This window comes from Streptomyces sp. NPDC048352 (assembly GCF_040651895.1).
Lineage (GTDB): Bacteria > Actinomycetota > Actinomycetes > Streptomycetales > Streptomycetaceae > Streptomyces.
In genome coordinates this window covers 1-24227 of record NZ_JBEZKZ010000067.1, presented here as the reverse complement: position 1 = coordinate 24227, position 24227 = coordinate 1, and the positions used below count along the sequence as shown (strand labels likewise).

Sequence of the window (24227 nt, the reverse complement as noted above, 5' to 3'; positions counted from 1 at the left end):
CCCGGGACGCCGTGCTGCCGCACGGCGCCCGTCGACCGGCGGGCGGGGACCGTCGTACCCGGGCCCCACCGGCCACGACACCGGCTAGGAGCCGGACTTCGGCGGCGCGGCGTGCCGCCGGGCTGTGAACAGGGCGAGCGCCGCCATCGGCAGGAGCAGCGCCGCGCCGATCGCGTTGAGCCAGCCGTAGCCGGCCTGGGCCATGACCAGGCCCGCTGCGGCGCCGCCCACGCCGGCCGCGGTGTTCATCGTCAGGTCGCTCAGCCCCTGTACGGCGGCCCGCGCGGCCTGCGGCACCGAGTCGGTCAGCAGCGCCGAGCCGGAGACCATCCCGGCGGACCAGCCGAGGCCGAGCAGGAAGAGGCCGGCGGCGCTCTGGGCGTGGTGGCCGTCCGCGGTGCCGGCGAGCAGCGCGGCGACCGAGAGCAGCCCGGCGGCGAGCCCGATCACGGACAGCCGGCCGAGGCGGTCGGCGAGCCAGCCCATGACCGGGGAGAAGGCGAACATCCCGGCGATGTGGCCGCTGATCACCAGGCCGACGAGCTTGAGGCCGGCGCCGTGGTGGCCGAGGTCGACCGGGGTCATGACCATGATCGAGACCATGGTGGTGTGCGACACGGCGACCGTCAGCAGCGCGAGCCGTGCCCGCGGCGAGGCCTTCACGGCGGCGAAGCCGGCGCGCAGGGAGCGGGCGTGACGGGACTGTTCGCCGGTCCCGGCCAGCGCGCGGGCGGTCAGCAGCGGGTCCGGCCGCAGGAACACGGCGATCAGCGTGCCGGTGAGGACGAAGACGGCGGCGGCCCAGACGAAGGGACCCGCCGTCTGGGGTATGGAGGTGCCGGCGAAGCTGTCGCTGGCCGGAGCGGAGAGGTTGGGGCCGAGCACCGCACCGAGGGTGGAGGACCAGACGACCAGCGAGATCGCGCGGGCCCGCCGGTCGGGCGCGGCGAGGTCGGCGGCGGCGAAGCGGGCCTGGAGGTTGGCGGAGGAGGCCGCTCCGAAGGCGGCCATGCCGAGCATCAGCAGCGGGAAGCTCTTGACCGAGGCGGCCAGGACCACCAGGGCCGCGCCGAGCGTGCCGATCGCGTACGCCACCACCAGGCCCGGCCGGCGTCCGCGCGCGGTCATCAGGGCGGCGAGCGGCAGCGAGACCAGCGCGGTGCCGATCACGGAGGCGGTGGAGGCGAGGCCGGACAGGGCCTCGGTGCCGCTGATCTCGGTGGCGAGTACGGGGGCCAGGGCGATGCTGATCGGCACACCCAGGCCGCCCAGCATCTGGCTGGCCATGAGCACGGCGGATATCCGGCGCTGCAGGCGGGGCAGCGCGGCCGCGTCGACCGGCGCGGCGCCCGTCGTACCGGCGGAGGTGCCGGGGGAGGCGGTCACGCCGCGCACCCCCGTCGCGGGAGTTCGGCGGGGGCGGACGGAGCGGGGCCTGGTGCGGAGGGAGTGGTCACGGCGGCAGTTTCCCACCGCGGGCCGCCCGGGGAAACCGGGTATGGACGATCGCGGTCCGGCCGGCACCGGCTGCCGGCGGGGCGGGAGACGGCGCAGGTCAGAAGAGGGGCTGCGGGAGCACGCCCTCCAGCGCGAGCAGGATCCGCTTGGTCTCCACGCCGCCCCCGAAGCCCCCGATCCCGCCGTCGTTCTCCACCACGCGGTGGCAGGGCACGACCACCGGCAGCGGATTCGAGCCCATGGCGTTGCCCACCGCCTGGGCCGCCCCCGGCTGTCCGGCCCGGGCGGCCAGCTCCCCGTACCCGACGACCGAGCCGTAGGGCACCGAGCGGTCGAGCTCCAGCAGCACCTGGCGGTTGAAGCCGGAGCTGAGCCGCCAGTCCAGCGGCAGCTCGAAGCGGCGCAGCGAACCGGCGAAGTACGCGTCCAGCTGTCGTATCGGCTCGGCCAGCAGCACCTCCTCGCCCGGGGCCGGGCGCCAGGCGTCGGCGCCGAGCCGGGAGACGAGCGAGCCGATCATCCGGCCGGCCCGGTCGGGGCCCGCGTGGAACTCGACCCGGACCAGGCCCTCGGGGGTCGCGGCCAGGAGCAGGGGGCCGATGTCGCTGGGGACGACGGTCCATTCGAGGTGCGGCCCGCGCGGCCGCTCGGTGCTGTCCACGCCCCCACGGTACGGCCCCCCACCGACAGCGCCGCCGCCCCGCCCCGGGAGGCCCGCCCCGCCTCGCCCGCGCCCCGCGCCGCCGTCCCCGGTCCGCCCCCGCCCCGCTCCTCAGAAGCCGGTCACGGCGTTCTGCACGACGTCGGGGGCGTTCGTGATGATCCCGTCCACGCCCATGTCCTGGACCCTGCGGGCCGTGGCCGCGTCGTCCACGATCCAGGTGTCCACCTCCAGGGCCCGGCCGTGGGCCCCCAGCAGCGCGTGGACCGCCCGCACCCAATCCGCCGAGATCGTCGTGTGCCACGGGTTGATCCGGTCCGTGAACTCCGCGTACCGCGGCAGGTCCGCCACGGCGGGGGTGCCCAGGAAGGCCGTCACCAGGTCCGGGCGCAGGCCGTGCACGGTCCGTACCGAGTCGGCGCTGAAGCTCTGCACCACCAGCCGGCGGGCCACGTGCTCCTCGTCGAGCCAGCCCGTCTCGTCCAGGAGCTCCAGCGTCTCCTCCTCGATCCCGGGGTAGAGCTCCGGCTTCTTGATCTCCAGCAGCAGCCGCTGCCGGTTCTGCTGGGCCCGCCGCAGGTACGCGCGCAGCGTCGGCACGCGGGCGCCCGCGAACCGCGGCGCGAACCAGCTCCCCGCGTCGAGCCGCGCGATCTCCGCCGCCGTGAAGTCCTTCACCCGCCAGGGCCGGCGGCCGGGGAAGAGCTCCTCGACGTCGGTGGTGCGGGCCAGGGTGTCGTCGTGGACCACCACCAGCTGGCCGTCGCGGGTCCGCTGGACGTCGTTCTCGACCCAGTCGAAGCCCAGCCGCCTCGCCAGGTCGACCGCCTCGAGGGTGTTCTCCGGGGCGTACGCGGAGGCCCCCCGGTGGGCGTACACGACGGGGACCAGCAGCCCGGTCGTGCCGGCGGGGGAGCCGGGGCCGGTGGCGGCCGGGGAGGCCGTCCCGCCCAGCACCGCGAGGGTGAGGCCCAGGATCGCGGCGGCGGCCGCGGCGGCGGGTCGGACGTACATGTGCTCTCTCCTCGGGTCGTGAGCCCTGTTCCTGCGTCAGACGGCGGCGCGGAGGCAGACGTTGTGGCGGTGCACTTCACGGCGGAGCGTTCACGGCGATCATCGGCGCGAAGATCACCGGGCCGCCACCGGACTACGACAAAAGGACCGGAAAGGGGGAGATCCGCTCCGCCCGCCGGACCTGTGGCGGGGCACCGCGGCCCGGCGGGGGGACGTGAGTGTCAGTGCGGAGTCGTACGGTGGAGTCATGCGGCCCGTATCGAAGATCGAACGCACGGTGGCACCCTTTGAGGTCGTCAGCCCGTACCAGCCCAGCGGTGACCAGCCGGCGGCCATCGCCGAGCTGGAGAAGCGCATCCGCGCAGGTGAGAAGGACGTCGTACTGCTCGGTGCGACCGGCACGGGCAAGTCCGCGACCACGGCCTGGATGATCGAGAAGCTCCAGCGCCCCACGCTGGTGATGGCGCCGAACAAGACGCTGGCCGCCCAGCTGGCGAACGAGTTCCGCGAGCTCCTGCCGAACAACGCCGTCGAGTACTTCGTCTCGTACTACGACTACTACCAGCCCGAGGCCTACGTTCCGCAGTCGGACACCTACATCGAGAAGGACTCCTCGATCAACGAGGAGGTGGAGCGGCTGCGCCACTCCGCGACCAACTCGCTGCTGACCCGGCGCGACGTCATCGTCGTCGCCTCCGTCTCCTGCATCTACGGCCTCGGCACCCCGCAGGAGTACGTGGACCGGATGGTCCCCCTCAAGGTGGGCGAGGAGATCGACCGGGACCAGCTGCTGCGCCGCTTCGTCGACATCCAGTACACGCGCAACGACCTCGCCTTCACCCGGGGCACCTTCCGGGTGCGCGGCGACACCATCGAGATCTTCCCGGTCTACGAGGAACTGGCCGTCCGCATCGAGATGTTCGGCGACGAGATCGAGGCGCTGTCCACCCTGCACCCGCTGACCGGCGAGGTCATCAGCGCGGACCGCGAGCTGTACGTCTTCCCCGCCAGCCACTACGTCGCCGGCCCCGAGCGCATGCAGAAGGCGATCGCCGGCATCGAGGCCGAGCTCGCCGAGCGCCTCGCCGAGCTGGAGAAGCAGGGCAAGCTGCTGGAGGCCCAGCGGCTGCGCATGCGCACCACGTACGACCTGGAGATGATGCGCCAGATCGGCTCCTGCTCCGGCATCGAGAACTACTCGCTGCACATGGACGACCGCGAGCGGGGCTCGGCGCCCAACACCCTCATCGACTACTTCCCCGAGGACTTCCTCCTCGTCATCGACGAGTCCCACGTCACCGTGCCGCAGATCGGGGCGATGTACGAGGGCGACGCCTCGCGCAAGCGGACCCTGGTCGACCACGGGTTCCGGCTGCCGTCCGCCCTGGACAACCGGCCCCTGAAGTGGGAGGAGTTCCTGGAGCGGGTCGGCCAGACCGTCTACCTGTCGGCCACCCCCGGCAAGTACGAGCTCTCCCGCTCCGACGGCTTCGTCGAGCAGATCATCCGCCCCACCGGCCTCGTCGACCCCGAGGTCGTGGTCAAGCCCACCGAGGGCCAGATCGACGACCTCGTGCACGAGATCCGCAGCCGGGTGGAGAAGGACGAGCGCGTCCTGGTCACCACCCTCACCAAGAAGATGGCCGAGGATCTCACCGACTACTTCCTGGAGCTCGGCATCCAGGTCCGCTACCTGCACAGCGACGTCGACACGCTGCGCCGCATCGAGCTGCTGCGCGAGCTGCGGGCCGGCGAGTACGACGTCCTGGTCGGCATCAACCTGCTGCGCGAGGGCCTCGACCTGCCCGAGGTGTCGCTCGTGGCGATCCTCGACGCGGACAAGGAGGGCTTCCTGCGCTCGGGGACCTCCCTCATCCAGACCATCGGCCGCGCCGCCCGCAACGTCTCCGGCCAGGTCCACATGTACGCGGACAAGATGACCCCGGCGATGGAGAAGGCCATCGAGGAGACCAACCGGCGCCGCGAGAAGCAGATCGCCTACAACACGGCCAGGGGGATCGACCCCCAGCCGCTGCGCAAGAAGATCAACGACATCGTCGCCACCATCGCCCGCGAGGAGCTGGACACCGAGGAGCTGCTCGGCACCGGCTACCGGCAGGCCAAGGACGGCAAGGGGCCCAAGGCCCCCGTCCCGGCGCTCGGCGGGGCGGCGACGGCATCGGCCAAGGGCGGCAGGGCCAAGGGCGGCAAGGCGGCCAAGGGCGCGGCGGCCGCCGTGCCGACCGACCGGCCCGCCGCCGAACTCGCGGCGCTCATCGAGCAGATGACCGACCGGATGAGGGGGGCGGCGGCGGAGCTCCAGTTCGAGGTGGCCGCCCGGATCCGCGACGAGGTGGGCGAACTGAAGAAGGAGCTTCGGCAGATGAGGGAAGCGGGCCTCGCCTGACCCGGGGGCGGTCAGTAGGGTGTGGAACCAGCCGCAGGTGCACGCTGCGGGCCCTTTTAGGGGGCGGGCTATGGAGAGGGGAACGCGCGTGACGGTCAACATGACCAAGGGTCAGGCCATCAGTCTGCAGAAGACGGACGGTGGCACGCTGACCGCGGTCCGGATGGGCCTCGGCTGGCAGGCGGCCAAGCGCCGGGGTCTGTTCGGCTCGCGGACGCGGGAGATCGACCTGGACGCGTCGGCGGTGCTGTTCGCCGACAAGCAGCCGGTGGACGTGGTGTTCTTCCGCCACCTCCAGAGCGACGACGGCTCGGTCCGGCACACCGGCGACAACCTCGTCGGCGGCGTCGGCCAGGGCGGGGACGACGAGGCCATCCTCGTCGACCTCCAGCGGGTCCCGGTCCACATCGACCAGATCGTCTTCACGGTGAACTCGTTCACCGGGCAGACCTTCCAGGAGGTGCAGAACGCGTTCTGCCGCATCGTCGACGAGACCAACGGCCAGGAGCTGGCCCGCTACACCCTCGACGGCGGCGGCCAGTACACCGCCCAGATCATGGCGAAGGTGTCCCGGGCCGGCGCCGGATGGCAGATGACGGCCCTCGGCAACCCGGCCAACGGCCGGACCTTCCAGGACCTGATGCCGGCGATCCTGCCGCACCTGTAAGAGCACGACGGGGACAAGAGAAGAAGGCACGGGGGAGGGGCTGCACGATGACGGCCGAACTGGTCCGGGGGCAGAACCTCCCCGTGCCCCACGAGAGGATCGAGGTCAGGGTCTCGGCGGGCACCCCGGTGCTCGCCCTGGCCGCGCTGGCCGACGAGGAGGGCCGCCTCGCGGGCCCCGGGGCGCTGGCCCATCCGGGAGCCCCGGCCCCGTCCTGGCTCGGGCTGCCGGGGGAGGCCGCCGACCGGCACACGCTGGCCGTCGACCTCGGCGCCGTCGCGGCGGAGGTCCACCGGATCGGCGTGCTCCTCGTGCTGCCGCCCGGCGGGCCGTCGCGCTTCGGCGCCGTGCCGGCCGCGCACGCCGCGGTGGCCGCGCCGGGCGGGCCCGAGTTCGCCGGCTTCACCCTCACCGGTCTCGACGCCGAGACCGCCGTGGTGGCCCTGGAGCTCTACCGGCGCCAGGGTGCCTGGAAGGTCCGGGCCGTGGGCCAGGGGTACGCCGACGGACTGGGCGCGCTGCTCACCGACGGCGGCCTGGCCGCGCCGCAGGCCGCCGAGCTGGCCGGCGCCGCCCTGCGCGCGGCCGCCCGGACCGCCGGGGACGGCCACGCCCTCGCCTCCCTCCCCCCGCAGGCCGGGGCGGAGCCGCAGGACGGCGGCGCCGGCCGGCCCCCCGCCCCGCAGGCGCCCGCGGCCGTCCCCGGACCGCCGGAGCCGGTCCCGGTCTCCGGGGCGCCCTACGCCGGCACCCCGGGGCCCGCGCCCGCCGCGGGACCGCCCACCATCGACTACGCCCACCCGCGCCGGCGCCGCACCAGCGCCGAGGCGCCCGAACCGGCCCCGCGCCCCGCGCCCGCCGCCGAGCCCGGCCGGCCCCCGGCCCCCGTCGCCGGGGACGCCGCCGGCTGGTCCATGGACGAGCGGCTCTACAACCAGGTCTGGGGCATGTTCGAGGACCTGGCCCGGACCGTCGCCGCCTACCGCAGCGCCGTCGACTTCGCCGACTCGCGCCTCGACCGCGAACTGGACGAAGCCCTGTCCGACCCGCGCCACCGCATCGGCGGCGCCGCGGACGCCGCCCGCGACACCGCCCGGGCCCGCCGCGACGACCTGGTCGCGCAGGCCCGGGCCGTCCTCGACCGGGACCTGGCCCAGCTGGTCGCCGAGTCCGAGGTGGTCGAGCCCGCGCTGCCGCCCGCGTACGCCCGCTGGGACAACCCCGTCTGGCACGGCCGGGACGTCCCCGAGGAGGCCCCGCTGGCGCTGCGCCTGGGCAACCTGAGCCTGCCCGAGATGCCCGGCCTGCGGATCCCGATGCTGATGCGGGTGCCGCTGGAGCGCGGCCTCTGGATCGACAACGGCCGTACCGGCTCCGAGGCCGCCATGGCGATGGACACCGACCGGCTGCGCCGGACCGCCATGGACATGGCCGTCGCGCACGCCGTGCGGCTGCTCGCGGTGCACCCGGCCGACCGGATCTCCGTCCACGTCATCGACGCCGCCGGGGCGGGCGCCGCCTCCCTGGCCCCGCTGGTGCGCGCCGGAGTGCTGGCGGCGCCGCCGGCCGCCGGCGCCGAGGGCGTCAGCCGGACCCTCGCGCAGCTCACGCGGCGCGTGGACCTCGTCCAGATGGCGCTGCGCGCCGACGCCCCCGAGGACCTGCCCGCGGACGTGGACCGGGCCGAGCAGCTGCTGCTGGTGCACGACTTCCCGCACGGCTTCGACGACCGGGCGGTGACCCAGCTGCGCTACCTGGCCGACGAGGGCCCGGCGGTCGGGGTGCACCTGCTGATGGTCGCCGACCGGGACGAGGCCTCCGCGTACGGGCCGCTGCTGGACCCGCTGTGGCGCTCGCTGATGCGGCTCTCGCCGGTGCCGGACAGCCACCTCGCCGACCCCTGGGTCCAGCACGCCTGGACCTTCGAGCCGGACCTGCCCCCGCAGGGCAGCACGGTCCTCGACCAGGCGCTGGACCGAGTGAGGGAGGCCCGCCGCGCGGCCCGCCCGTGAAGCGCCCATGACCGATCGGTGACCCCTTCTTGGGGAGCCCTTTACCTTTCACCCCTTCCGCCGGTACTGTGGGACCCGCGGAGGGGAGTATTCCTGCTATTTCTGCGCGGCGTGCCCGTCAATACGGACCTGTGTGCTGATGTGACGCAGTCGGTCCCGGGGCGCCGGCCCGCGGCCTCCCGGCCGCCGGGTGGAAGAGACCTCCGGCAGCGATGACGCTGACCCTGTGCTGAGCCATCCGCCGGAGGCGTGAATACCGTGGACGTTTCGATGAACCTGTGGGTGCTGACCGTTGCCGGTCTGTGCATCCTCATCGGCGCCGATTTCCTCATCGGCCGCAAACCGCACGACGTTTCGATCAAGGAAGCGGGCATCTGGACGGTCGTCTGGATCGTGCTCGCCGTCCTCTTCGGGCTCGGCCTGCTGTTCTTCGGCAACGGCCAGGCCTCCCAGGAGTTCTTCGCCGGCTTCATCACCGAGAAGTCCCTGAGCGTGGACAACCTCTTCGTCTTCGTCCTGATCATGGCGAAGTTCTCCGTACCCTCCCACCTCCAGCAGCGCGTCCTGCTGGTGGGCGTACTGATCGCCCTCGTGCTGCGCGCCGTCTTCATCGCCGCCGGCGCCGCGATCATCACCACCTTCTCGTGGGTCTTCTACCTCTTCGGCGCCTTCCTGATCTACACCGCCTGGAAGCTGATCCAGGAGGCCCGCAAGGACGAGGAGGACGAGGAGTTCGAGGAGAACCGCCTCCTGAAGACGATCGAGAAGAAGTTCGGCGTCGCCGACCGCTACCACGGCACCAAGCTCTTCATCCGCAGCAACGGCAAGCGCGTGCTGACCCCGCTGATGGTCGTCATGCTGGCCATCGGCACCACCGACGTGCTCTTCGCCCTGGACTCGATCCCCGCGATCTTCGGCCTCACCCAGGACCCGTACATCGTCTTCACCGCCAACGCCTTCGCCCTGATGGGCCTGCGCCAGCTGTACTTCCTGATCGGCGGCCTGCTCAAGAAGCTGGTCCACCTCAGCTACGGCCTGTCCGTCATCCTCGGCTTCATCGGCGTCAAGCTGGTGCTGCACGCCCTGCACGAATCCGGGGTGCACGTCCCGCAGATCTCGATCCCGCTCTCCCTGGGCGTCATCTGCGGCGTCCTCGCGATCACCACCGTCACGAGCCTGATGGCCTCCAGGAAGCAGCAGGCCGCCGAGGAGGCGCAGGCCAAGAGCGTCGACGCCTGACCGGCGGCCGCACGCCCGACGGGCCCGGGAGCACGCTCCCGGGCCCGTCCCGTCTTCGCCGCTACAGCGGGCCGAGGTCGGCGATCGTCTCCGGGATCTTCCGGAGCCGGCGGAGTATCGCGGTCACCCGCACGGCGAGCTCGTCCGCTTCCGTCGTCTCCAGTGCGTGGTCCAGGCCCGCCGCCGTCGCCGCCTCCCCCACGTCCCTGACGTTCTCGGCCAGGTCGGTCACCGCCTCGGCGGTCGTGGTGACCTGGCGCTCCAGCTCCTGCAGCAGCCGGCGCAGCGTCTGGGTCGGCGTCTCCTCCGGGGCGTCGGCGGATCCCGCGGGGTCCGCGACGTGTGAGCCGACGCCCGCGTCCGCTTCGGCCGTCCCCGGATCGGAGCCGTCGCTGCCGCCAGGACCCCGCCTGGTGTACGCACGGGTGCCGGACTCCTTCGTGAAGGTCCGGTTGAACCAGGCCCGCGTGGCGGTGCCGTTCGCCGGGGCACCCGTCGCGTCGACCTGGCTCGGCTTGCGGTCGCCCTCGTTCATGGCGGCGAAGATCTCCCGCAGCAGCCCGACGGCCATCACCGGGTTCTTGCGCATCGCCTCCAGGACGTTCGACACGGTACGGCGGACCTTCTGCGCCTCCTTGCCCTCGTCGTCCTCGCGCTGGCCGGCGATCGAGCCGCGGTCGGCGTCGATGATGTCGAACGCGGCCAGCCAGTGGGGGGTCCGGAAGAGGAGCAGCTCCTCGAACGCCTCGCGGTCCGTGTCGGCCGCGGCGAGCAGCTCCGGGAGCCGGCGGCCGGACAGCGTGACGCCCTTGTGGCCGTGCGCCTTCGTGAGGACCTCCGCGACACGGGGGTTCCACGGGCCGGCGAAGGACTCCGAGGTCAACGCGGACCAGGCCCGGACCCGCCGGTTGATGTCCTTGCCGACGAGCTGCGACGCCGCTGGCTCCCCCAGGGCGGAACGGATCTGTGCACGCTTGGCGGCCTGCGACTGCACGGGGAACAGCTCCGTGAGCAACCGCATCGACCGGATGTCGCGCAGCTCCGCGGTCGTCGCGTCGGCGGGAAGGCCCGGGAGCTCGGTCACCGGGGCGAGGCCGGCGAGTACGTCGGCGGTCCGGTCGTCGAGCAGTCCGTGGGCGGAGTACGCGCCGAGCACACCGCGCCCCAGGGCCCGCCCGCGGTCGTTGGGCCCGAACTCGAGCGGCGGGTGGACGTGGTCGCGGCGGTTGCTGCCCTGCACGATGCGGAACAGGCGCTCGGGCGCGGACGAGCCGATCACCAGGTGCGACTCGACCGAGGCGATCGCCTTGGCGCGGTGCGCCCGGCTGTCCGTGTGCCCCGCCTCCTCGGCGGCGGCGTACTCCTGGTTGAGGAGCTCCGACAGCGCGGCCAGCCAGTAGCTCGGATTGACCGAGATGCGGTTGTCGTCCTGCCCCAGCTTCTTGAAGGGGACCCCGGTGAGCACCTCGGAGGACGAGACCTCGAAGAGCTGCTGGCGGTACTTCGTCCGGTTGTTGCCGCGTACGGCCATCCAGCCCCAGTAGGACGAGGGGTAGCGCGACCGGCCGTCCGGCTGCTCCGGGGGCTCCTCGCTCAGGCCGAAGTGCTGGGCGACGTACATACCGGGCTCGACCTGGCCGTTGAGGGCGAGGTCCTCCATCAGGTCGTACGTGCGCATGCCGTCGTGGTTCTCCAGCGAGTTGGCGGCCTGGTCCACCCTCGCGACCAGCGCGTCACGGGTGACCGCGGTGCTCTCCAGGGCCGTGAACGTCCGCTCGGACCCGTCTTCCGTCAGCCGCGTCCACGGCTTGACGCGGGAGGGGGTGGGGGAGCCGTGGGGCTGGGCGGGGTTCACCACGGAGTGCCATTCGGAGCTGATGCGTTCGTTGTGCTCCCATACGACGCCCCCGACGCCGTGCATGTTCACGGTCGCCAGCATCATCTGGCCGGCGTCGGTGCGGACCCATCGGTACCGGTCCGGCCGCAGCCGGCGGACGCCGTCGGGTTCGTCCTCGGGATTCGTCAGGGAGTCCTTGGGGCGGACGACGAACGGCGCGATGTTCTCCAGTGCGGCCCTGGGGGCGGTGACGCCCTTGGTGGCCAGGACGGCGTCCACCCACTTCTCCTGCCATTCACGGGTGGGAGGCTGGGGGAAGGGGCCGGGGGGCGGCGTGGACATGGTCGGTTCTCCACTCTGCGGGACTGGCTCGAGACGGCGGCGCCCGGCCGCCGTACGGCGGAGTCCGCACGGCGGCCGGGCACGGTTACTTCTTCAGGAAGAGCGCCACGACGGCTGCGGCCGCGGCCAGCCCGGCGATGACGACCGTGACCACCTGGATCGGCCAGCGGCGGCTCTCCAGCGCCCTCAGGCGGGACTCGTGGTCCGTGATCCGGTCGGCGGCATCCCGGATCCCGTCGAGCTTCGAGGACATGGTGGCGAGGGAGTCCCGCACGGCCCGCAGCTCCGAGTGGAACTCCGCGCCCGGATACGCCGGGGCCTGCGGCCAGGGCTGGGGCAGGAGGACCGGCTGCTGCGGCCCGTACGGCGGGGCGAAGAAGGCCGCCGGTAAATGCCGGATGCCGCCGTGGACCGGCGGAATGGAAGGGTCGTCGGGTGCGGGCGTCATGAGTGGTCCTCGTTGCGATGCGGTCGCCACGTCAGGCCGGTCTGTTCCGGCTCGTCCACCGGCGCGCCCGGTCGGGGCGCCGGGGAGTGGGCTGATGGCCGCACACACGCCTGGCCGGTGGCCGTCAGCGGTCCGCTGCCGCCTGATGGCGGTATGAGCCGAACACCGACCGCCTCTCCATGCGCTGCCCCCGCCATCCTGACGCCGCGCCAGGACGGGCGGAGCGCATGCAGGACCTGGCCCTCCGGGTGATCTCCCGTACGGGCCGCGGGAGTTCGGCCCGGCATGAGGCGCGCTCCGTGCATATGAATACACCATGTGCCTCATGCCGGTCCGACATACCGTCAACTTGGCGCCGTGCCACGTCCGACGGCCCGAAGGGTCAGGCCACCGCCGGTTCGGTCCCGGGTACCCGGGCCGGCGCCGGGTGGGTGTTCGGGAGCAGGGCGAAGCAGCCGAGGCTGGTCAGTGAGAGCAGCGTCAGGTACACCGCCACGCCCCAGGGCGGTCCGGAGCCGTCCGCCAGTGCCGTCGCCACGACCGGGGTCAGCGCGCCGCCCAGCACGCCGCCCAGGTTGTAGCCGACCGCCGCGCCCGTGCAGCGGAGGCGCGGGGCGTACAGCTCGGGCAGGTAGGCGCCGACCACGGCGAACATCACCGCCATCGCCAGCAGCGCGACGACGCAGCCCAGGGTCATCAGCAGCGGGTCCCCCGTGCTCAGCAGCGCCACGAAGGGGAAGGTCCACACCGCGCACGCCGCGCTGCCGGCCAGGCACAGCGGCCGCCGTCCCCAGCGGTCGCCCAGCACCGCCAGCGGCGGGGTGACCAGCCCCATGAGCAGGACCGCCGCCATCACGACGGCCAGCATCACGGTGCGGTCCACGCCCGGGCGGCCGGTGGCGTACGCGAGGGACCAGGTGGTGACCGAGTAGAAGACGGCGTACCCGACCGCCATCGCCCCGCCGGTCAGCAGGAGCAGCCGCCAGTGGCCGCGTACCACCTCGGTGAGGGGGGCGTCGGCCTGCCGGCCGGCCTCGGCGAGCGCCCGGAACTCGGGGGTCTCCTCGACCGACCGGCGCAGCCACAACCCGGCCAACGCCAGCAGCCCGGCCGCCCAGAACGGCACCCGCCAGCCCCAGGCGGCGAACCGGGCCTCGCTGAGGGCCCCGGACAGGGCCAGCGTCAGGCCGTTGGCGAGCAGGAAGCCCACGGCGGGGCCCATCTGCGGGAAGCTCGACCACAGTCCGCGCCGCCGCTCGGGGGCGTGCTCGGCGGTCAGCAGTACGGCTCCGCCCCATTCGCCGCCCAGGCCCAGCCCCTGGAGGAAGCGCAGCAGGAGCAGCAGCACGGGCGCGGCGAGGCCGATGGAGGCGAAGGAGGGCACGCATCCGACGGCCACCGTGGCCAGGCCGGTCAGGAGCAGGGAGCCGAGCAGCACCGGACGGCGCCCGTAGCGGTCGCCGATGTGGCCGAAGAGGGCGGAGCCGAGCGGGCGGGCGAGGAAGCCGACGCCGAACGTGCCGAAGGCGGCGAGGGTTCCGGCGAGCGGGGAGAACGAGGGGAAGAAGAGCGGGCCGAGCACCAGGGCGGCGGCCGTGCCGTAGACGAAGAAGTCGTAGAACTCGATGGCGGTGCCGACCAGGGCGGCGGTGGCCAGCCGCAGCATCGAGGGGGAGGAAGGGGAAGGGAAAGGGGACGGGGAGGGGTGTTGCTGCATGGTGCAGCAACTACCCCGGCCCGCCCCCCTGGGACATGCGTTCGGTCAAGGTCGACCGGAAGGAGTGCACGGCCCCGCGGCGTTGACCGCGGTCACCAGCCGCGCTCGCGCCACTCCGCGAGGTGCGGCCGCTCGGTGCCGAGCGTGGTGTCGTTCCCGTGGCCCGGGTAGACCCAGGTCTCGTCCGGCAGCTGCTCGAAGAGCTTGTGCTGGACGTCGTCGATGAGGCTGGCGAAGTTCTTCGCGTCGCCCCCCGTGTTGCCGACGCCGCCCGGGAAGAGGCAGTCGCCGGTGAACACGTGCGGGTGCCCGTGCGGGTCGTCGTAGACCAGCGCGATCGAGCCCGGGGTGTGCCCGACCAGGTGGCGCGCGGTCAGGGAGACCCGCCCGACCCGGATCGTGTCCCCGTCCCCGACCGGGACGTCCGTGGGGACCGGGATCCCCTCGGCGTCGAGGGCGCCCGCGTAGGTCCGCGCGCCGGTGGCGTCGACGACGGCCTGGAGCGCGCCCCAGTGGTCGCCGTGCTGGTGCGTGGTGACGACGGACGCGATGCCGTCGTCGCCGATCAGGTGCAGCAGCGTTTCCGCCTCGGCCGCCGCGTCGATCAGCAGCTGCTCGCCGGTGGCCCGGCAGCGCAGCAGGTACGCGTTGTTGTTCATCGGGCCGACCGCGACCTTGGAGATCATCAGGTCCGCGAGTTCGTGCACGTCGGCGGGGCCGCCGACCTTGACCGTTCCGCTGTACGTCATGTCGGCATCCTAGAGCGCGGGGAGCTGGGGCAGGCCGTCTCCGGCCTCGACGGTGAGGTGGGCGCCCTTGGGGCCGCGGCCGGCCAGCCAGCCGAGCAGCTCGTCCTTGGGGCCGCTGAGGGTGACCGGGGTGCCCTCGGTGCCGCCCGTGCGCGCGACCGGCTCGCCGTCGGACAGGGTGAGGGTGACCGGCGGGACCTCGGGGCGCCCCGACCAGCGGTCGGCGAGGAAGGCGATCTCGCGGTCGGTGAACTCCTCCGGGAGGTCGCTGAGCCCGTAGCCGATGTTCAGGTCGACGTGGTGGAGCTCGACCTCGACGAGCCGGCGGAACGGCACGTTGGCGGCGAGGTCGGTGATCCCGTTGCGCAGCTCGACGGTGCGCTGCCAGTCCTGGGCGGCCTCGGTGGTGGCGAGGAAGCGGGCCGCGGAATCACGGAGGTCCGTCAGGTGTTCTTCCAGGGGCCGGCCGGAGTCGCGTTCGATGTCCGCGTCGCGGGCGGCGCCGCTCTCGTACATGGGGCGGCCCTCGAAGACGTTGACCAGGGCGTCGGCGTTGCGTGCCAGGTGGGCCAGGATGTGGCCGCGGGTCCAGCCCGGGAGGTGTGACTCCTCGGACAGGGAGGCGTTGTCCATTTTCGCGACCGCGGTCAGCAGCCGGTCCGTGGCTTCACGTACAGAGGCCAGGTCGTGCACATGATCAGTCATGGATCCGAGCCTAGTGGCCCGCGGGCGTCGGCCACACGATCGGGTGAAGCGCTCTTGCGAGTGCCGTAAATCGAATGTGCGTGCTATACGCTCGGAAGACCAGACCCACTCCATCGCAGAGGCGCCCCCCATACCCTGGACAGCCGGGGGCCCGTGCCCCCGCTCTCTCAAGAAAGGTGCGGACCGGCGTGACCGACCGTCTCATCGTTCGTGGCGCTCGCGAGCACAACCTGAAGAACGTCTCGCTCGACCTGCCCCGCGATTCCCTCATCGTCTTCACCGGACTCTCCGGCTCGGGCAAGTCCTCCCTGGCCTTCGACACGATCTTCGCCGAGGGCCAGCGCCGCTACGTCGAGTCGCTCTCGTCGTACGCCCGCCAGTTCCTGGGGCAGATGGACAAGCCCGACGTCGACTTCATCGAGGGCCTCTCCCCGGCCGTCTCGATCGACCAGAAGTCGACCTCGCGCAACCCCCGCTCCACCGTCGGCACCATCACCGAGGTCTACGACTACCTCCGCCTGCTCTTCGCCCGCATCGGCAAGCCGCACTGCCCCGAGTGCCGCCGTCCGATCTCCCGCCAGTCGCCGCAGGCGATCGTCGACAAGGTCCTCGCGCTCCCCGAGGGCAGCCGCTTCCAGGTGCTGTCCCCGCTGGTCCGCGAGCGCAAGGGCGAATTCGCCGACCTCTTCGCCGACCTCCAGACCAAGGGCTACAGCCGGGCGCGGGTGGACGGGGAGACGATCCAGCTCGCCGAGCCGCCCGTGCTGAAGAAGCAGGAGAAGCACACCATCGAGGTGGTCGTCGACCGCCTCACCGTCAAGGACAGCGCCAAGCGCCGGCTCACCGACTCCGTCGAGACCGCGCTGGGGCTCTCCGGCGGCATGGTCATCCTGGACTTCGTCGACCTCGCCGAGGACGACCCCGAGCGCGAGCGGATGTTCTCCGAGCACCTGTACTGCCCGTACGACGACCTCTCCTTCGAGGAGCTGGAGCCGCGCTCCTTCTCCTTCAACTCGCCCTTCGGCGCCTGCCCCGAGTGCACCGGCATCGGCACGCGCATGGAGGTGGACCCGGAACTGATCGTCCCGGACGAGGACAAGTCCCTGGACGAGGGCGCCGTCTCGCCGTGGTCGCTCGGCCACACCAAGGACTACTTCCAGCGGCTGATCGGCGCGCTCGCCGGGGAGCTGGGCTTCCGCACCGACATCCCCTGGGCCGGGCTGCCGCAGCGCGCCAGGAAGGCCCTGCTGTACGGGCACAAGACCCAGATCGAGGTCCGCTACCGCAACCGGTACGGGCGCGAGCGGGCGTACACGACGGCCTTCGAGGGCGCCGTCCCGTTCGTCAAGCGCCGGCACGCCGAGTCCGAGAGCGACGCCAGCCGCGAGCGCTTCGAGGGCTACATGCGCGAGGTGCCCTGCCCGACCTGTGAGGGCACCCGGCTCAAGCCGATCGTGCTCGCGGTGACGGTGATGGAGCGCTCCATCGCCGAGGTGGCCGCCATGTCGATCAGCGAGTGCGCGGACTTCCTGGGCAGGCTGCGGCTGGACGCCCGCGACAAGAAGATCGCCGAGCGGGTCCTCAAGGAGGTCAACGAGCGGCTGCGCTTCCTGGTGGACGTGGGCCTGGACTACCTCTCGCTGAACCGCGCCGCCGGCACCCTGTCGGGCGGCGAGGCCCAGCGCATCCGGCTGGCCACGCAGATCGGCTCCGGCCTGGTCGGCGTGCTGTACGTACTGGACGAGCCGTCCATCGGCCTGCACCAGCGGGACAACCACCGGCTGATCGAGACGCTGGTGCGGCTGCGGGACATGGGCAACACGCTCATCGTGGTCGAGCACGACGAGGACACCATCAAGGTGGCCGACTGGGTCGTGGACATCGGCCCCGGCGCCGGCGAGCACGGCGGCAAGGTGGTGCACAGCGGCTCGCTGAAGGAGCTGCTGGCGAACACCGAGTCGATGACCGGCCAGTACCTGTCCGGCAAGAAGTCCATCCCCGTGCCGGACGTGCGCCGCCCCGTGAACGGCGAGCGCAGGCTGACCGTCCACGGCGCCAAGGAGAACAACCTGCGGGACATCGACGTGTCCTTCCCGCTGGGCGTCCTCACGGCCGTCACCGGTGTCTCCGGTTCCGGCAAGTCGACGCTGGTCAACGACATCCTGTACACGCACCTGGCGCGCGAGCTGAACGGCGCCCGGTCGGTACCGGGCCGCCACACGCGGGTGGAGGGCGACGACCTCGTCGACAAGGTGGTGCACGTCGACCAGTCGCCGATCGGCCGGACCCCGCGGTCCAACCCGGCGACGTACACGGGCGTCTTCGACCACGTGCGCAGGCTCTTCGCGGAGACGATGGAGGCGAAGGTGCGCGGCTACCTGCCGGGCCGCTTCTCCTTCAACGTCAAGGGCGGCCGGTGCGAGAACTGCTCCGGTGACGGCACCATCAAGATCGAGATGAACTTCCTGCCGGACGTGTACGTCCCGTGCGAGGTGTGCCACGGCGACCGGTACAACCGGGAGACGCTGGAGGTGCACTACAAGGGCAAGTCCATCGCCGAGGTCCTGAACATGCCGATCGAGGAGGCGCTGGACTTCTTCGAGGCCGTCCCGACGATCGCGCGGCACCTGCGCACGCTGAACGAGGTGGGGCTGGGGTACGTCCGCCTCGGCCAGTCGGCGCCGACGCTGTCGGGCGGTGAGGCGCAGCGCGTGAAGCTGGCGTCGGAGCTGCAGAAGCGGTCGACGGGCCGGACGGTCTACGTACTGGACGAGCCGACGACGGGCCTGCACTTCGAGGACATCTCGAAGCTGATCAAGGTGCTGTCCGGGCTGGTGGACAAGGGGAACTCGGTGATCGTCATCGAGCACAACCTCGACGTCATCAAGACGGCGGACTGGGTCGTCGACATGGGCCCCGAGGGCGGGTACGGCGGCGGCCTCGTGGTGGCCGAGGGCACGCCGGAGCAGGTCGCGTCGGTGGGTGCGAGCCACACCGGCAAGTTCCTGCGGGACATCCTGGGGGCGGAGCGGGTATCGGACGCGGGGGCGCCTCCGGCGCCGGCCCGGCGGACGAAGAAGACGGCCGCTACCGCCAAGAAGGCGACCCCGGCGAAGAAGGCGACCCCGGCCAAGAAGGCGGCGCCCCGCCCCCGCAAGGCATAGCCGCCTCCGGCAGGCGTGGGGCTGGAGTGCCCGGAGGGCACTTCCAGCCCCGCCGGCGCTTGAGGCGCGGGCGCGGGACGCCGTGGCCCGTGGACCCCGGCGGGTCTTTCAGCCCCGCCGGCGCTTGAGGCGCGGGCGCGGGGTGCCGTGGCCCGTGGACCCCGGCGGGTCTTTCAGCCCCCGGCGCTTGAGGCGTGGGTGCGGGGTGCCGTGGCCCGTGATCCCGGCGGGTCTTCCAGCCGCGCCGGCGACTGAGGCGAGAACGGTTGAAGGGCGGGTAGGGGGCCGCTCCGCGCAGCGGCCACCCAGCCCGCCACGCCCCCGCCGGACGGCGGGCGGCGCGTCGGGATGTGGCCGGTCAGGCCGCGATGCCGAGGGCGTGGCCCGCCGTCGCCGGGTCGGTCAGCGTCGTCAGCAGCGCGTCCGCGACATCCGCGCGGGCGATGACCTTCCCGCCCGGCACATTGGCGTCCAGGGCGCGCCGGTACGCCCCCGTGCGGGGCCGGTCCAGCAGGCGTGGCGGCCGGACCACCGTCCACCGGGCCCGGCTCGCGCCGATCGCGGCCTCCATCACCGCCAGGTCCGCGTACACGTCCCGCAGCAGCCGCCGCAGCAACGGGTAGACCACCACCCGCATCAGCGCCCCGTCCCCCGGCGCATCCGGCCCCAGCGGTGCGGCGCTGACCGCGGACAGCCGGCTCACCCCGGCGCGGTCCATCGCGGAGACGATCGCCCGCAGCGCCGGGCCGGCGACCGGGGTCAGCCGGGCCTGCTTGTTGCTCGAGGGGCCGAGGGCCGAGACCACCGCCTCCCGGCCCGCCAGGACGGGCACCAGCGCGTCCTCGTCGGTCAGGTCGGCCACCACCGCCACCAGGAGCCGGTCGTGCGGCGGCACGTCCAGCCGGGCCGGGTCGCGTACGACGGCCGTCACCTCATGGCCCGCGTCGAGGGCCTGCCGGACCACCTCGCGACCGACCCCGCCCGTCGCTCCGAACACCGTGATCTTCATCGTGGACCCCGTCGAAGATGGGTGGGTGAGCATTTACTCACCCCTCGGTCCACTAGGGTGAGTGAATGCCCACCCCCACGTCAAGCCGCCCCACCCCCGAGCGCCTCCTGGACGCCGCCGAGGCCCTCATGCGCACCGTCGGCCTCGCCAACACCACCACCAAGGCCATCGCCCGCGAAGCGGGCTGCTCGGAGGCGGCGCTCTACAAGCACTACGCCAACAAGGAAGAGCTGTTCGTACGCGTGCTGCTGGAGCGCACCCCCAACGCGGGCCCGCTCATGGCCGCCCTCACCGCCGAGCCCGGCGGGGGCGGGGTCGAGGAGGCGCTGGCCGGCATCGCCCGGCACGCCTCGCTGTTCTACGCCGAGGCCATGCCGATGGCCGCCTCCCTCTTCGCGGAGCCGGCCCTCCTCATGCGCCACCGCGAGGGCATCCAGGAGATCGGCACGGGCCCCCACGTGGTGCTGGACGCCCTGGAGGGGAGGCTGCGCCGCGAGCTCGCCGCCGGCCGGCTCCGGGAGGGCGCCGACCCGCGGGCCGCCGCCCAGCTGCTGCTCGGTGCCTGCTTCCAACGGGCCTTCTTCCTGCACTTCTCCGGAGCCGAGTCCGTGCAGCCGGCCGAGGAGTTCGCCGCGGCGCTCGCCCGGACGCTGTGGGCCGCTATCGGCTGAGCTCCAGCTCCGCCGCGTACGGGGGCTCGGCGCCCGCCCGGGTACAGGTCAGCGCGGCCGCGCGGGCCGCGTAGGCGAGGACGTCGGGCCAGTCTGCTCCGGCCGCGCCGGGGTCCGTGGCCGCCGTGAGGCGGTGCAGCAGCGCCGCGTTGACGGTGTCGCCCGCGCCGATGGTGTCCGCCACGGCGACCGGGCGGGCCGCCGCGCCGTACTCGGCGCCGTCCGCGGTCCACACCGTCAGCCCCGCCGCGCCCCGGGTCAGCACCACCGCCGACGGGCCGGCCGCCAGCCAGTCGCCGGGCCTGCCGCCCAGCCAGGCCGCGTCCTCCTCCGAGAGCTTGAGCACCGACACGTACGGCAGCCACTCCAGGAACCGCCTCCGGTACGCCGCCGGGTCCGCGATCAGCGCCGGGCGGACGTTCGGGTCCAGCAGGGTCAGCAGCCCACGCCGCGACTCCCGCCGCAGCAGCGCCTCGTACGCCGACGCGCCGGGCTCCAGCACCAGCGAGCACGTGCCGAGCGCGAGGGCCCGTACCGCCGGGGGCAGCGCGGGCGGCAGGGCGAAGAGCCGGTCGGCGGTCCCCTCGACGTAGAAGCGGTACGCGGCCGAGCCGTCCGGGGCCAGCGAGGGCACCGCCAGAGTCGTCGGCTCGGGCCCGCGCTGCACCAGCGAGAGGTCCACCCCGGCGGCCCGCAGCCCGGCGAGCAGGCTCTCGCCGAAACCGTCCTGCGACACCCGGGAGCAGAAGGCGGCCTCCGCCCCGAGCCGGCCCAGCGCCAGAGCGGTGTTGTAGGGCCCGCCACCGGGCCGGGGCAGCAGCGCGCCCGGCGGCCGCTCGACGGGCACGAGGTCGATCAGGGCTTCTCCACCGACGACGATCACGCGGGGGAAGGTATCCCATCCGGCGCCGGTATCGTCGGGTGGACCCCGCCCCCGGGGCCCGTCACTCGTGCCAGGAGAACCACATGTCCGCGTCGCAGCCCGCCGCCCGCCGTACCGTCCTGAAGGGCGCCGCCGCGCTCGCCGGGGCCGTGGGCGCGGGGACGGCGCTCACCGCGTGCTCCACCGAGGGCAACAGCGGCGCCGGCAGCCCGGCCGTCCCGAAGGAGCCGGTCGAGCTGGGCGGCGTGGCGGACGTCCCGGTCGGCGGCGCGAAGCTGTTCCGCGAGCGGAAGGTCATCGTCAGCTGCCCGGCGGAGGGGCAGTACAAGGCGTTCAGCGCCCAGTGCACGCACGCCGGCTGCGTCCTGGACAAGATCGTCGAGGGTGAGGGCAACTGCCCCTGCCACGGCAGCCGATTCGACGTCGCCACCGGCAAGGTCCTGCGCGGCCCGGCCACCGACCCGCTGCCGGCCGTCCCGGTCAAGGCGGAGAACGGCAAGCTGATCGCCGGCTAGCCGGGAGTGCGGCCGACGGGCTACTCCCAGTCCCAGGCGATCCCCAGGATCCCGCGCCGCACGGCCTGTTCGACCAGGTGGACCGCGCGGTGGCGGCCGCTCGGGGTGAGGTCGTGCAGGGCGGTGCGGGGGGCGTGGGGGCCCGTGCGGGCGAAGCGGCGGCAGCGCACCGGCAGGGCCGCCTCGTCGAAGCGGACCTGGAGCATGTACTGCCCGCCCGCGTAGCTGAAGCCCCGTACGTACTCGGTGCTGCGCCCGCCCGTGGCGTCCTCGATGCCGTAGCCGAAGACGTACGTGTCCCCGCACCGCAGCCGCGTGTCGAACAGCAGCTCCGCCACCACCACCCCGGCCTCGGGGTGGCAGCGCACCCGGCCCGTGCGGCAGTTCTCGTACGCCGTCACCCGCACCCGCGCCGCGTCGCAGCCCGGGTCGCCGTGGTGGACGGCCAGGTAGCGGTCCACGCCGTCGCGGTGGGCCCGCACGATCTGCTGCGACTCGCGCGTGCGCAGCTCGCCCCCCGGGCCGATGCGGACGCGCTCGTGGTGGCCGACCGAGTGCAGGCCGCCGTCCGCCGGGAGTTCCATGCCGGCCAGCAGCCGCTCCACCGCCGCGCCGACGCTCACCAGCGCCCGGTAGGAGCGGGCGGCCGGGCGGGCCGGTCCGGCGGCGGGCAGGGGGTCGGCCAGCAGGCGCAGCAGGGCGCCCGATGGCAGGTCCAGGATCTCCTCCAGGGCGGACACCGCCCGCAGGGACTCGGAGTGGCGCGGCCGCCGGGCGCCCTGCTGCCAGTAACTCAGGCTGGTCACGCCGACCTTGATGCCGCGCGCCGCGAGCCGGTGCTGCACCCGGTGCAGGGGCAGGCCGCGGGCGGCGAGGGCGGCGCGCAGGGCGAGGTGGAAGGGGCCGCCGCGCAGGAGCTCGTGCAGCTCCGCCGTGCCTGCCGTGCCCGTCGTGCCGGGACGGTCGCCGTCAGGCCGCATGGCGACTCCTCTGTGAACGTTCACACGCGCCGGGTGGGGGGCCGGGCCGGTGGTGCCGGGGGACCTGGTGGAACGGCAGCACCCGTTCACACCACAGCCCCACCGTTCACACTGCAATGTCACCGCGTATTGAAGCGTGTTGACCTGGTCGCGACAACACCCTGATGCTCCTCCACAGCGTCCGGACGCGCTCCCCCCCACTTCCCACACCGGGTCCCCACCTCGGGAGGAACGCGATGCGCAACAGAAGCGGGCGGCTGTCCCTGGCCGCCCTGATCTCCGCCCTGCTCCTCGTCCTGCTGCCCGTCGGCACCGGCGCCGGTACCGCCACCGCCGCCACCGCCACGGGCGGCTCCGACACCCCGAACGCCGCGCTGGCCTCCAAGCGGCTCGACATCACCATGCAGGCCCAGCAGAAGAACAACTGGTGCTGGGCCGCAGGCGGCAACACCATCGCCACCTGGTTCGGCCGCACCTACAGCCAGAACCAGTTCTGCAACGCCGCCTTCAACCGCCAGCAGGGCACCGAGTGCCCCAACAACCAGGCCACCCTGGGCAACGTCCAGACCGCCCTGCGCTGGGCCGGCATCAACTCCGGCAGCTACGTCAACGGCTGGCTCCAGTACTCGACCGTCCAGACCGAGATCAACGCCGGCCGGCCCGTCGAGACCCGTATCCAGTGGTCCAACGGCGGCGGCCACATGCACGTGCTCTACGGGTACGACACGGCCAGCAGCTGGGTCTACTGGGGCGACCCCTGGCCCTCCAGCAACCGCTACAACTGGGCCTCCCACGCCTGGTACGTCGACAACGGCACCTTCTCCTGGACCCACTCCCTCTACCGGATCGGGGCGTGACCGCCATGACCCTGCGCGCCTCCGCCGCCGCCGCGGTCCTCGCGGCCGCCGCCCTCCTCTCCCTGGGCGGTCAGGCCTCCGCCTCCCCCGTACCCCAGCCCCGGGCCGCCACCGCCGAGCACCGGGCGGCCGCCCACGAGGCCGCCACCGCGCCCGGCACCCTGGCGACGCTCTCCCGGTTCTTCGCCCGCGAGGGGAGGCTGTCGGCGGCCGACACCCGGCCCCGGATCGAGGGCGAGGCCGTCCCCGTGCACTACCTGTCGCCCGACTTCGTCGCGGGCAAGGCCGGTGCGCCGGTCGCCCGGCTGGAGTTCCTGGCGAGCGAGGCCGTCTCCGCCGACGGGCAGAAGGCGGCCCTGTGGACCGCGAGGACGGAAGCCGGCTGGCAGGTGGTGAACATCGCCACCGGCGACGACGAGTTCCGCTACGCGCGGCTGGGCGAGCGGAAGCTGCCCGGCGGGACGGTGTTCCGCGAGCCGCAGACCGACGCCTGGTACGTGGCCCGGGGCGACCGGGTGCTGCCGCTGGACGAGGACGCCGCGGGGGCGGTGGGCGAGCGGGGCACGACGCTGGCCGGGTACCGGGCCCGGGTGACGACGCTGTACGGGGACAAGCTGCCGGGGTCCGCGTACGCCGAGCGGGGCGTGGCCGGGGGCTTCGACGGCCCCGGCGGCGGCCGGGCCGGCGGTGTGCCGGCGGTGGCGGCCGCAGGGGGCGCCGGGGCGCTGGCGCTGGGCGCGGGCGGGGCGGTCGTCCTGCTGCGGCGGCGCCGCACCGCCGCCGGGGGGTAGCCCGCGCACCCGCGGGGTCCGGCCGCCCGCCGTCGGCCGGGCCCCGCGGGGCCCTCCCCTCCCCCCCCCGCCCGGGGTGCCAGCGGGGCCCCCGGGCCGGC

Annotated in this window: 20 protein-coding genes; 9 read left to right on the top strand and 11 right to left on the bottom strand. The window is 73.4% G+C overall.

The window, feature by feature from the left end:
- Positions 1–84 precede the first annotated feature (84 nt).
- The 3 genes from AB0D45_RS27140 to AB0D45_RS27130 form a co-directional block, all read right to left on the bottom strand.
- On the bottom strand, positions 85–1386 hold the full coding sequence (locus AB0D45_RS27140; RefSeq protein ID WP_361603082.1) for an MFS transporter: 1302 nt from the start codon (positions 1384–1386) through the stop codon (positions 85–87).
- A gap of 169 nt (positions 1387–1555) precedes the next feature.
- A complete protein-coding gene (locus AB0D45_RS27135; protein ID WP_361603079.1) occupies positions 1556–2119 on the bottom strand; it encodes a methylated-DNA--[protein]-cysteine S-methyltransferase in 564 nt (187 codons plus the stop codon).
- Positions 2120–2230: 111 nt separating this feature from the next.
- A complete protein-coding gene (locus tag AB0D45_RS27130) occupies positions 2231–3133 on the bottom strand; it encodes a glycerophosphodiester phosphodiesterase family protein (protein WP_362463699.1) in 903 nt (300 codons plus the stop codon).
- A gap of 247 nt (positions 3134–3380) precedes the next feature.
- Here AB0D45_RS27130 and uvrB point away from each other — a divergent pair, with 247 nt between their 5' ends.
- From uvrB to AB0D45_RS27110, 4 genes are all read left to right on the top strand, one after another.
- Positions 3381–5540, top strand: a complete 2160-nt coding sequence (uvrB, locus tag AB0D45_RS27125; RefSeq protein ID WP_362463697.1) for an excinuclease ABC subunit UvrB — start codon at positions 3381–3383, stop codon at positions 5538–5540.
- Between the two features lie 88 nt (positions 5541–5628).
- Entirely contained in the window at positions 5629–6207 is a 579-nt protein-coding gene (locus AB0D45_RS27120) for a TerD family protein (protein WP_361603072.1), read from the top strand.
- Positions 6208–6254: 47 nt separating this feature from the next.
- Positions 6255–8219, top strand: a complete 1965-nt coding sequence (locus AB0D45_RS27115) for a TerD family protein (protein WP_362463694.1) — start codon at positions 6255–6257, stop codon at positions 8217–8219.
- A gap of 258 nt (positions 8220–8477) precedes the next feature.
- A complete protein-coding gene (locus AB0D45_RS27110; protein WP_362463691.1) occupies positions 8478–9458 on the top strand; it encodes a TerC family protein in 981 nt (326 codons plus the stop codon).
- 61 nt (positions 9459–9519) lie between these two features.
- On the opposite strand, the gene AB0D45_RS27105 is transcribed toward AB0D45_RS27110, so the two are convergent.
- The 5 genes from AB0D45_RS27105 to AB0D45_RS27085 form a co-directional block, all read right to left on the bottom strand.
- Positions 9520–11637, bottom strand: a complete 2118-nt coding sequence (locus AB0D45_RS27105) for a hypothetical protein (RefSeq protein ID WP_362463689.1) — start codon at positions 11635–11637, stop codon at positions 9520–9522.
- Positions 11638–11722: 85 nt separating this feature from the next.
- Positions 11723–12085, bottom strand: coding sequence for a hypothetical protein (locus AB0D45_RS27100; protein WP_362463686.1), 363 nt, complete (start codon positions 12083–12085; stop codon positions 11723–11725).
- A gap of 382 nt (positions 12086–12467) precedes the next feature.
- A complete protein-coding gene (locus AB0D45_RS27095) occupies positions 12468–13751 on the bottom strand; it encodes an MFS transporter (protein ID WP_362463683.1) in 1284 nt (427 codons plus the stop codon).
- 143 nt (positions 13752–13894) lie between these two features.
- Positions 13895–14551 carry an MBL fold metallo-hydrolase gene (locus AB0D45_RS27090; protein ID WP_362463680.1) on the bottom strand — a complete coding sequence of 219 codons (657 nt, stop codon included), beginning with the start codon at positions 14549–14551 and terminating at the stop codon, positions 13895–13897.
- Positions 14552–14560: 9 nt separating this feature from the next.
- On the bottom strand, positions 14561–15256 hold the full coding sequence (locus AB0D45_RS27085) for a maleylpyruvate isomerase family mycothiol-dependent enzyme (protein ID WP_362463677.1): 696 nt from the start codon (positions 15254–15256) through the stop codon (positions 14561–14563).
- A 188-nt stretch (positions 15257–15444) separates the two neighbouring features.
- On the opposite strand from AB0D45_RS27085, the gene uvrA reads away from it, so the two are divergent.
- On the top strand, positions 15445–18420 hold the full coding sequence (gene uvrA, locus AB0D45_RS27080) for an excinuclease ABC subunit UvrA (protein WP_362463674.1): 2976 nt from the start codon (positions 15445–15447) through the stop codon (positions 18418–18420).
- A gap of 358 nt (positions 18421–18778) precedes the next feature.
- Here uvrA and AB0D45_RS27075 read toward each other — a convergent pair whose 3' ends face one another.
- Positions 18779–19429, bottom strand: a complete 651-nt coding sequence (locus AB0D45_RS27075) for an NAD(P)H-binding protein (protein ID WP_362463671.1) — start codon at positions 19427–19429, stop codon at positions 18779–18781.
- 65 nt (positions 19430–19494) lie between these two features.
- Here AB0D45_RS27075 and AB0D45_RS27070 point away from each other — a divergent pair, with 65 nt between their 5' ends.
- Entirely contained in the window at positions 19495–20100 is a 606-nt protein-coding gene (locus AB0D45_RS27070) for a TetR/AcrR family transcriptional regulator (protein WP_362463669.1), read from the top strand.
- Here the strand turns inward: AB0D45_RS27070 and AB0D45_RS27065 are convergent.
- Entirely contained in the window at positions 20090–20983 is an 894-nt protein-coding gene (locus tag AB0D45_RS27065) for a carbohydrate kinase (protein WP_362463666.1), read from the bottom strand. The two genes, AB0D45_RS27070 and AB0D45_RS27065, sit on opposite strands and share 11 nt — an antisense overlap.
- Positions 20984–21066: 83 nt before the next feature.
- On the opposite strand from AB0D45_RS27065, the gene AB0D45_RS27060 reads away from it, so the two are divergent.
- Positions 21067–21498 carry a Rieske (2Fe-2S) protein gene (locus AB0D45_RS27060; RefSeq protein ID WP_361606714.1) on the top strand — a complete coding sequence of 144 codons (432 nt, stop codon included), beginning with the start codon at positions 21067–21069 and terminating at the stop codon, positions 21496–21498.
- A gap of 20 nt (positions 21499–21518) precedes the next feature.
- Here AB0D45_RS27060 and AB0D45_RS27055 read toward each other — a convergent pair whose 3' ends face one another.
- Positions 21519–22478 (bottom strand): hypothetical protein, encoded by a 960-nt coding sequence (locus AB0D45_RS27055; RefSeq protein ID WP_362463663.1) that lies wholly within the window; start codon positions 22476–22478, stop codon positions 21519–21521.
- Positions 22479–22714: 236 nt separating this feature from the next.
- Between AB0D45_RS27055 and AB0D45_RS27050 the strand changes: the two genes are divergently transcribed.
- Positions 22715–23335 (top strand): papain-like cysteine protease family protein, encoded by a 621-nt coding sequence (locus AB0D45_RS27050; RefSeq protein ID WP_361606708.1) that lies wholly within the window; start codon positions 22715–22717, stop codon positions 23333–23335.
- Between the two features lie 5 nt (positions 23336–23340).
- Entirely contained in the window at positions 23341–24126 is a 786-nt protein-coding gene (locus AB0D45_RS27045; protein ID WP_362463735.1) for a hypothetical protein, read from the top strand.
- The last annotated feature ends 101 nt before the right edge of the window (positions 24127–24227 follow it).

Bases quoted from the DNA above. Each gene is read 5' to 3' on its own strand.
- AB0D45_RS27115 (WP_362463694.1), top strand. From the start codon at position 6,255: ATGACGGCCGAACTGGTCCGGGGGCAGAACCTCCCCGTGCCCCACGAG.
- AB0D45_RS27090 (WP_362463680.1), bottom strand. From the start codon at position 14,551: ATGACGTACAGCGGAACGGTCAAGGTCGGCGGCCCCGCCGACGTGCAC.
- AB0D45_RS27050 (WP_361606708.1), top strand. From the start codon at position 22,715: ATGCGCAACAGAAGCGGGCGGCTGTCCCTGGCCGCCCTGATCTCCGCC.
- AB0D45_RS27130 (WP_362463699.1), bottom strand. From the start codon at position 3,133: ATGTACGTCCGACCCGCCGCCGCGGCCGCCGCCGCGATCCTGGGCCTC.
- AB0D45_RS27085 (WP_362463677.1), bottom strand. From the start codon at position 15,256: ATGACTGATCATGTGCACGACCTGGCCTCTGTACGTGAAGCCACGGAC.
- AB0D45_RS27060 (WP_361606714.1), top strand. From the start codon at position 21,067: ATGTCCGCGTCGCAGCCCGCCGCCCGCCGTACCGTCCTGAAGGGCGCC.
- uvrB (WP_362463697.1), top strand. From the start codon at position 3,381: ATGCGGCCCGTATCGAAGATCGAACGCACGGTGGCACCCTTTGAGGTC.
- AB0D45_RS27045 (WP_362463735.1), top strand. From the start codon at position 23,341: ATGACCCTGCGCGCCTCCGCCGCCGCCGCGGTCCTCGCGGCCGCCGCC.
- AB0D45_RS27070 (WP_362463669.1), top strand. From the start codon at position 19,495: ATGCCCACCCCCACGTCAAGCCGCCCCACCCCCGAGCGCCTCCTGGAC.
- AB0D45_RS27105 (WP_362463689.1), bottom strand. From the start codon at position 11,637: ATGTCCACGCCGCCCCCCGGCCCCTTCCCCCAGCCTCCCACCCGTGAA.
- AB0D45_RS27100 (WP_362463686.1), bottom strand. From the start codon at position 12,085: ATGACGCCCGCACCCGACGACCCTTCCATTCCGCCGGTCCACGGCGGC.
- AB0D45_RS27055 (WP_362463663.1), bottom strand. From the start codon at position 22,478: ATGCGGCCTGACGGCGACCGTCCCGGCACGACGGGCACGGCAGGCACG.
- AB0D45_RS27075 (WP_362463671.1), bottom strand. From the start codon at position 19,429: ATGAAGATCACGGTGTTCGGAGCGACGGGCGGGGTCGGTCGCGAGGTG.
- AB0D45_RS27095 (WP_362463683.1), bottom strand. From the start codon at position 13,751: ATGCTGCGGCTGGCCACCGCCGCCCTGGTCGGCACCGCCATCGAGTTC.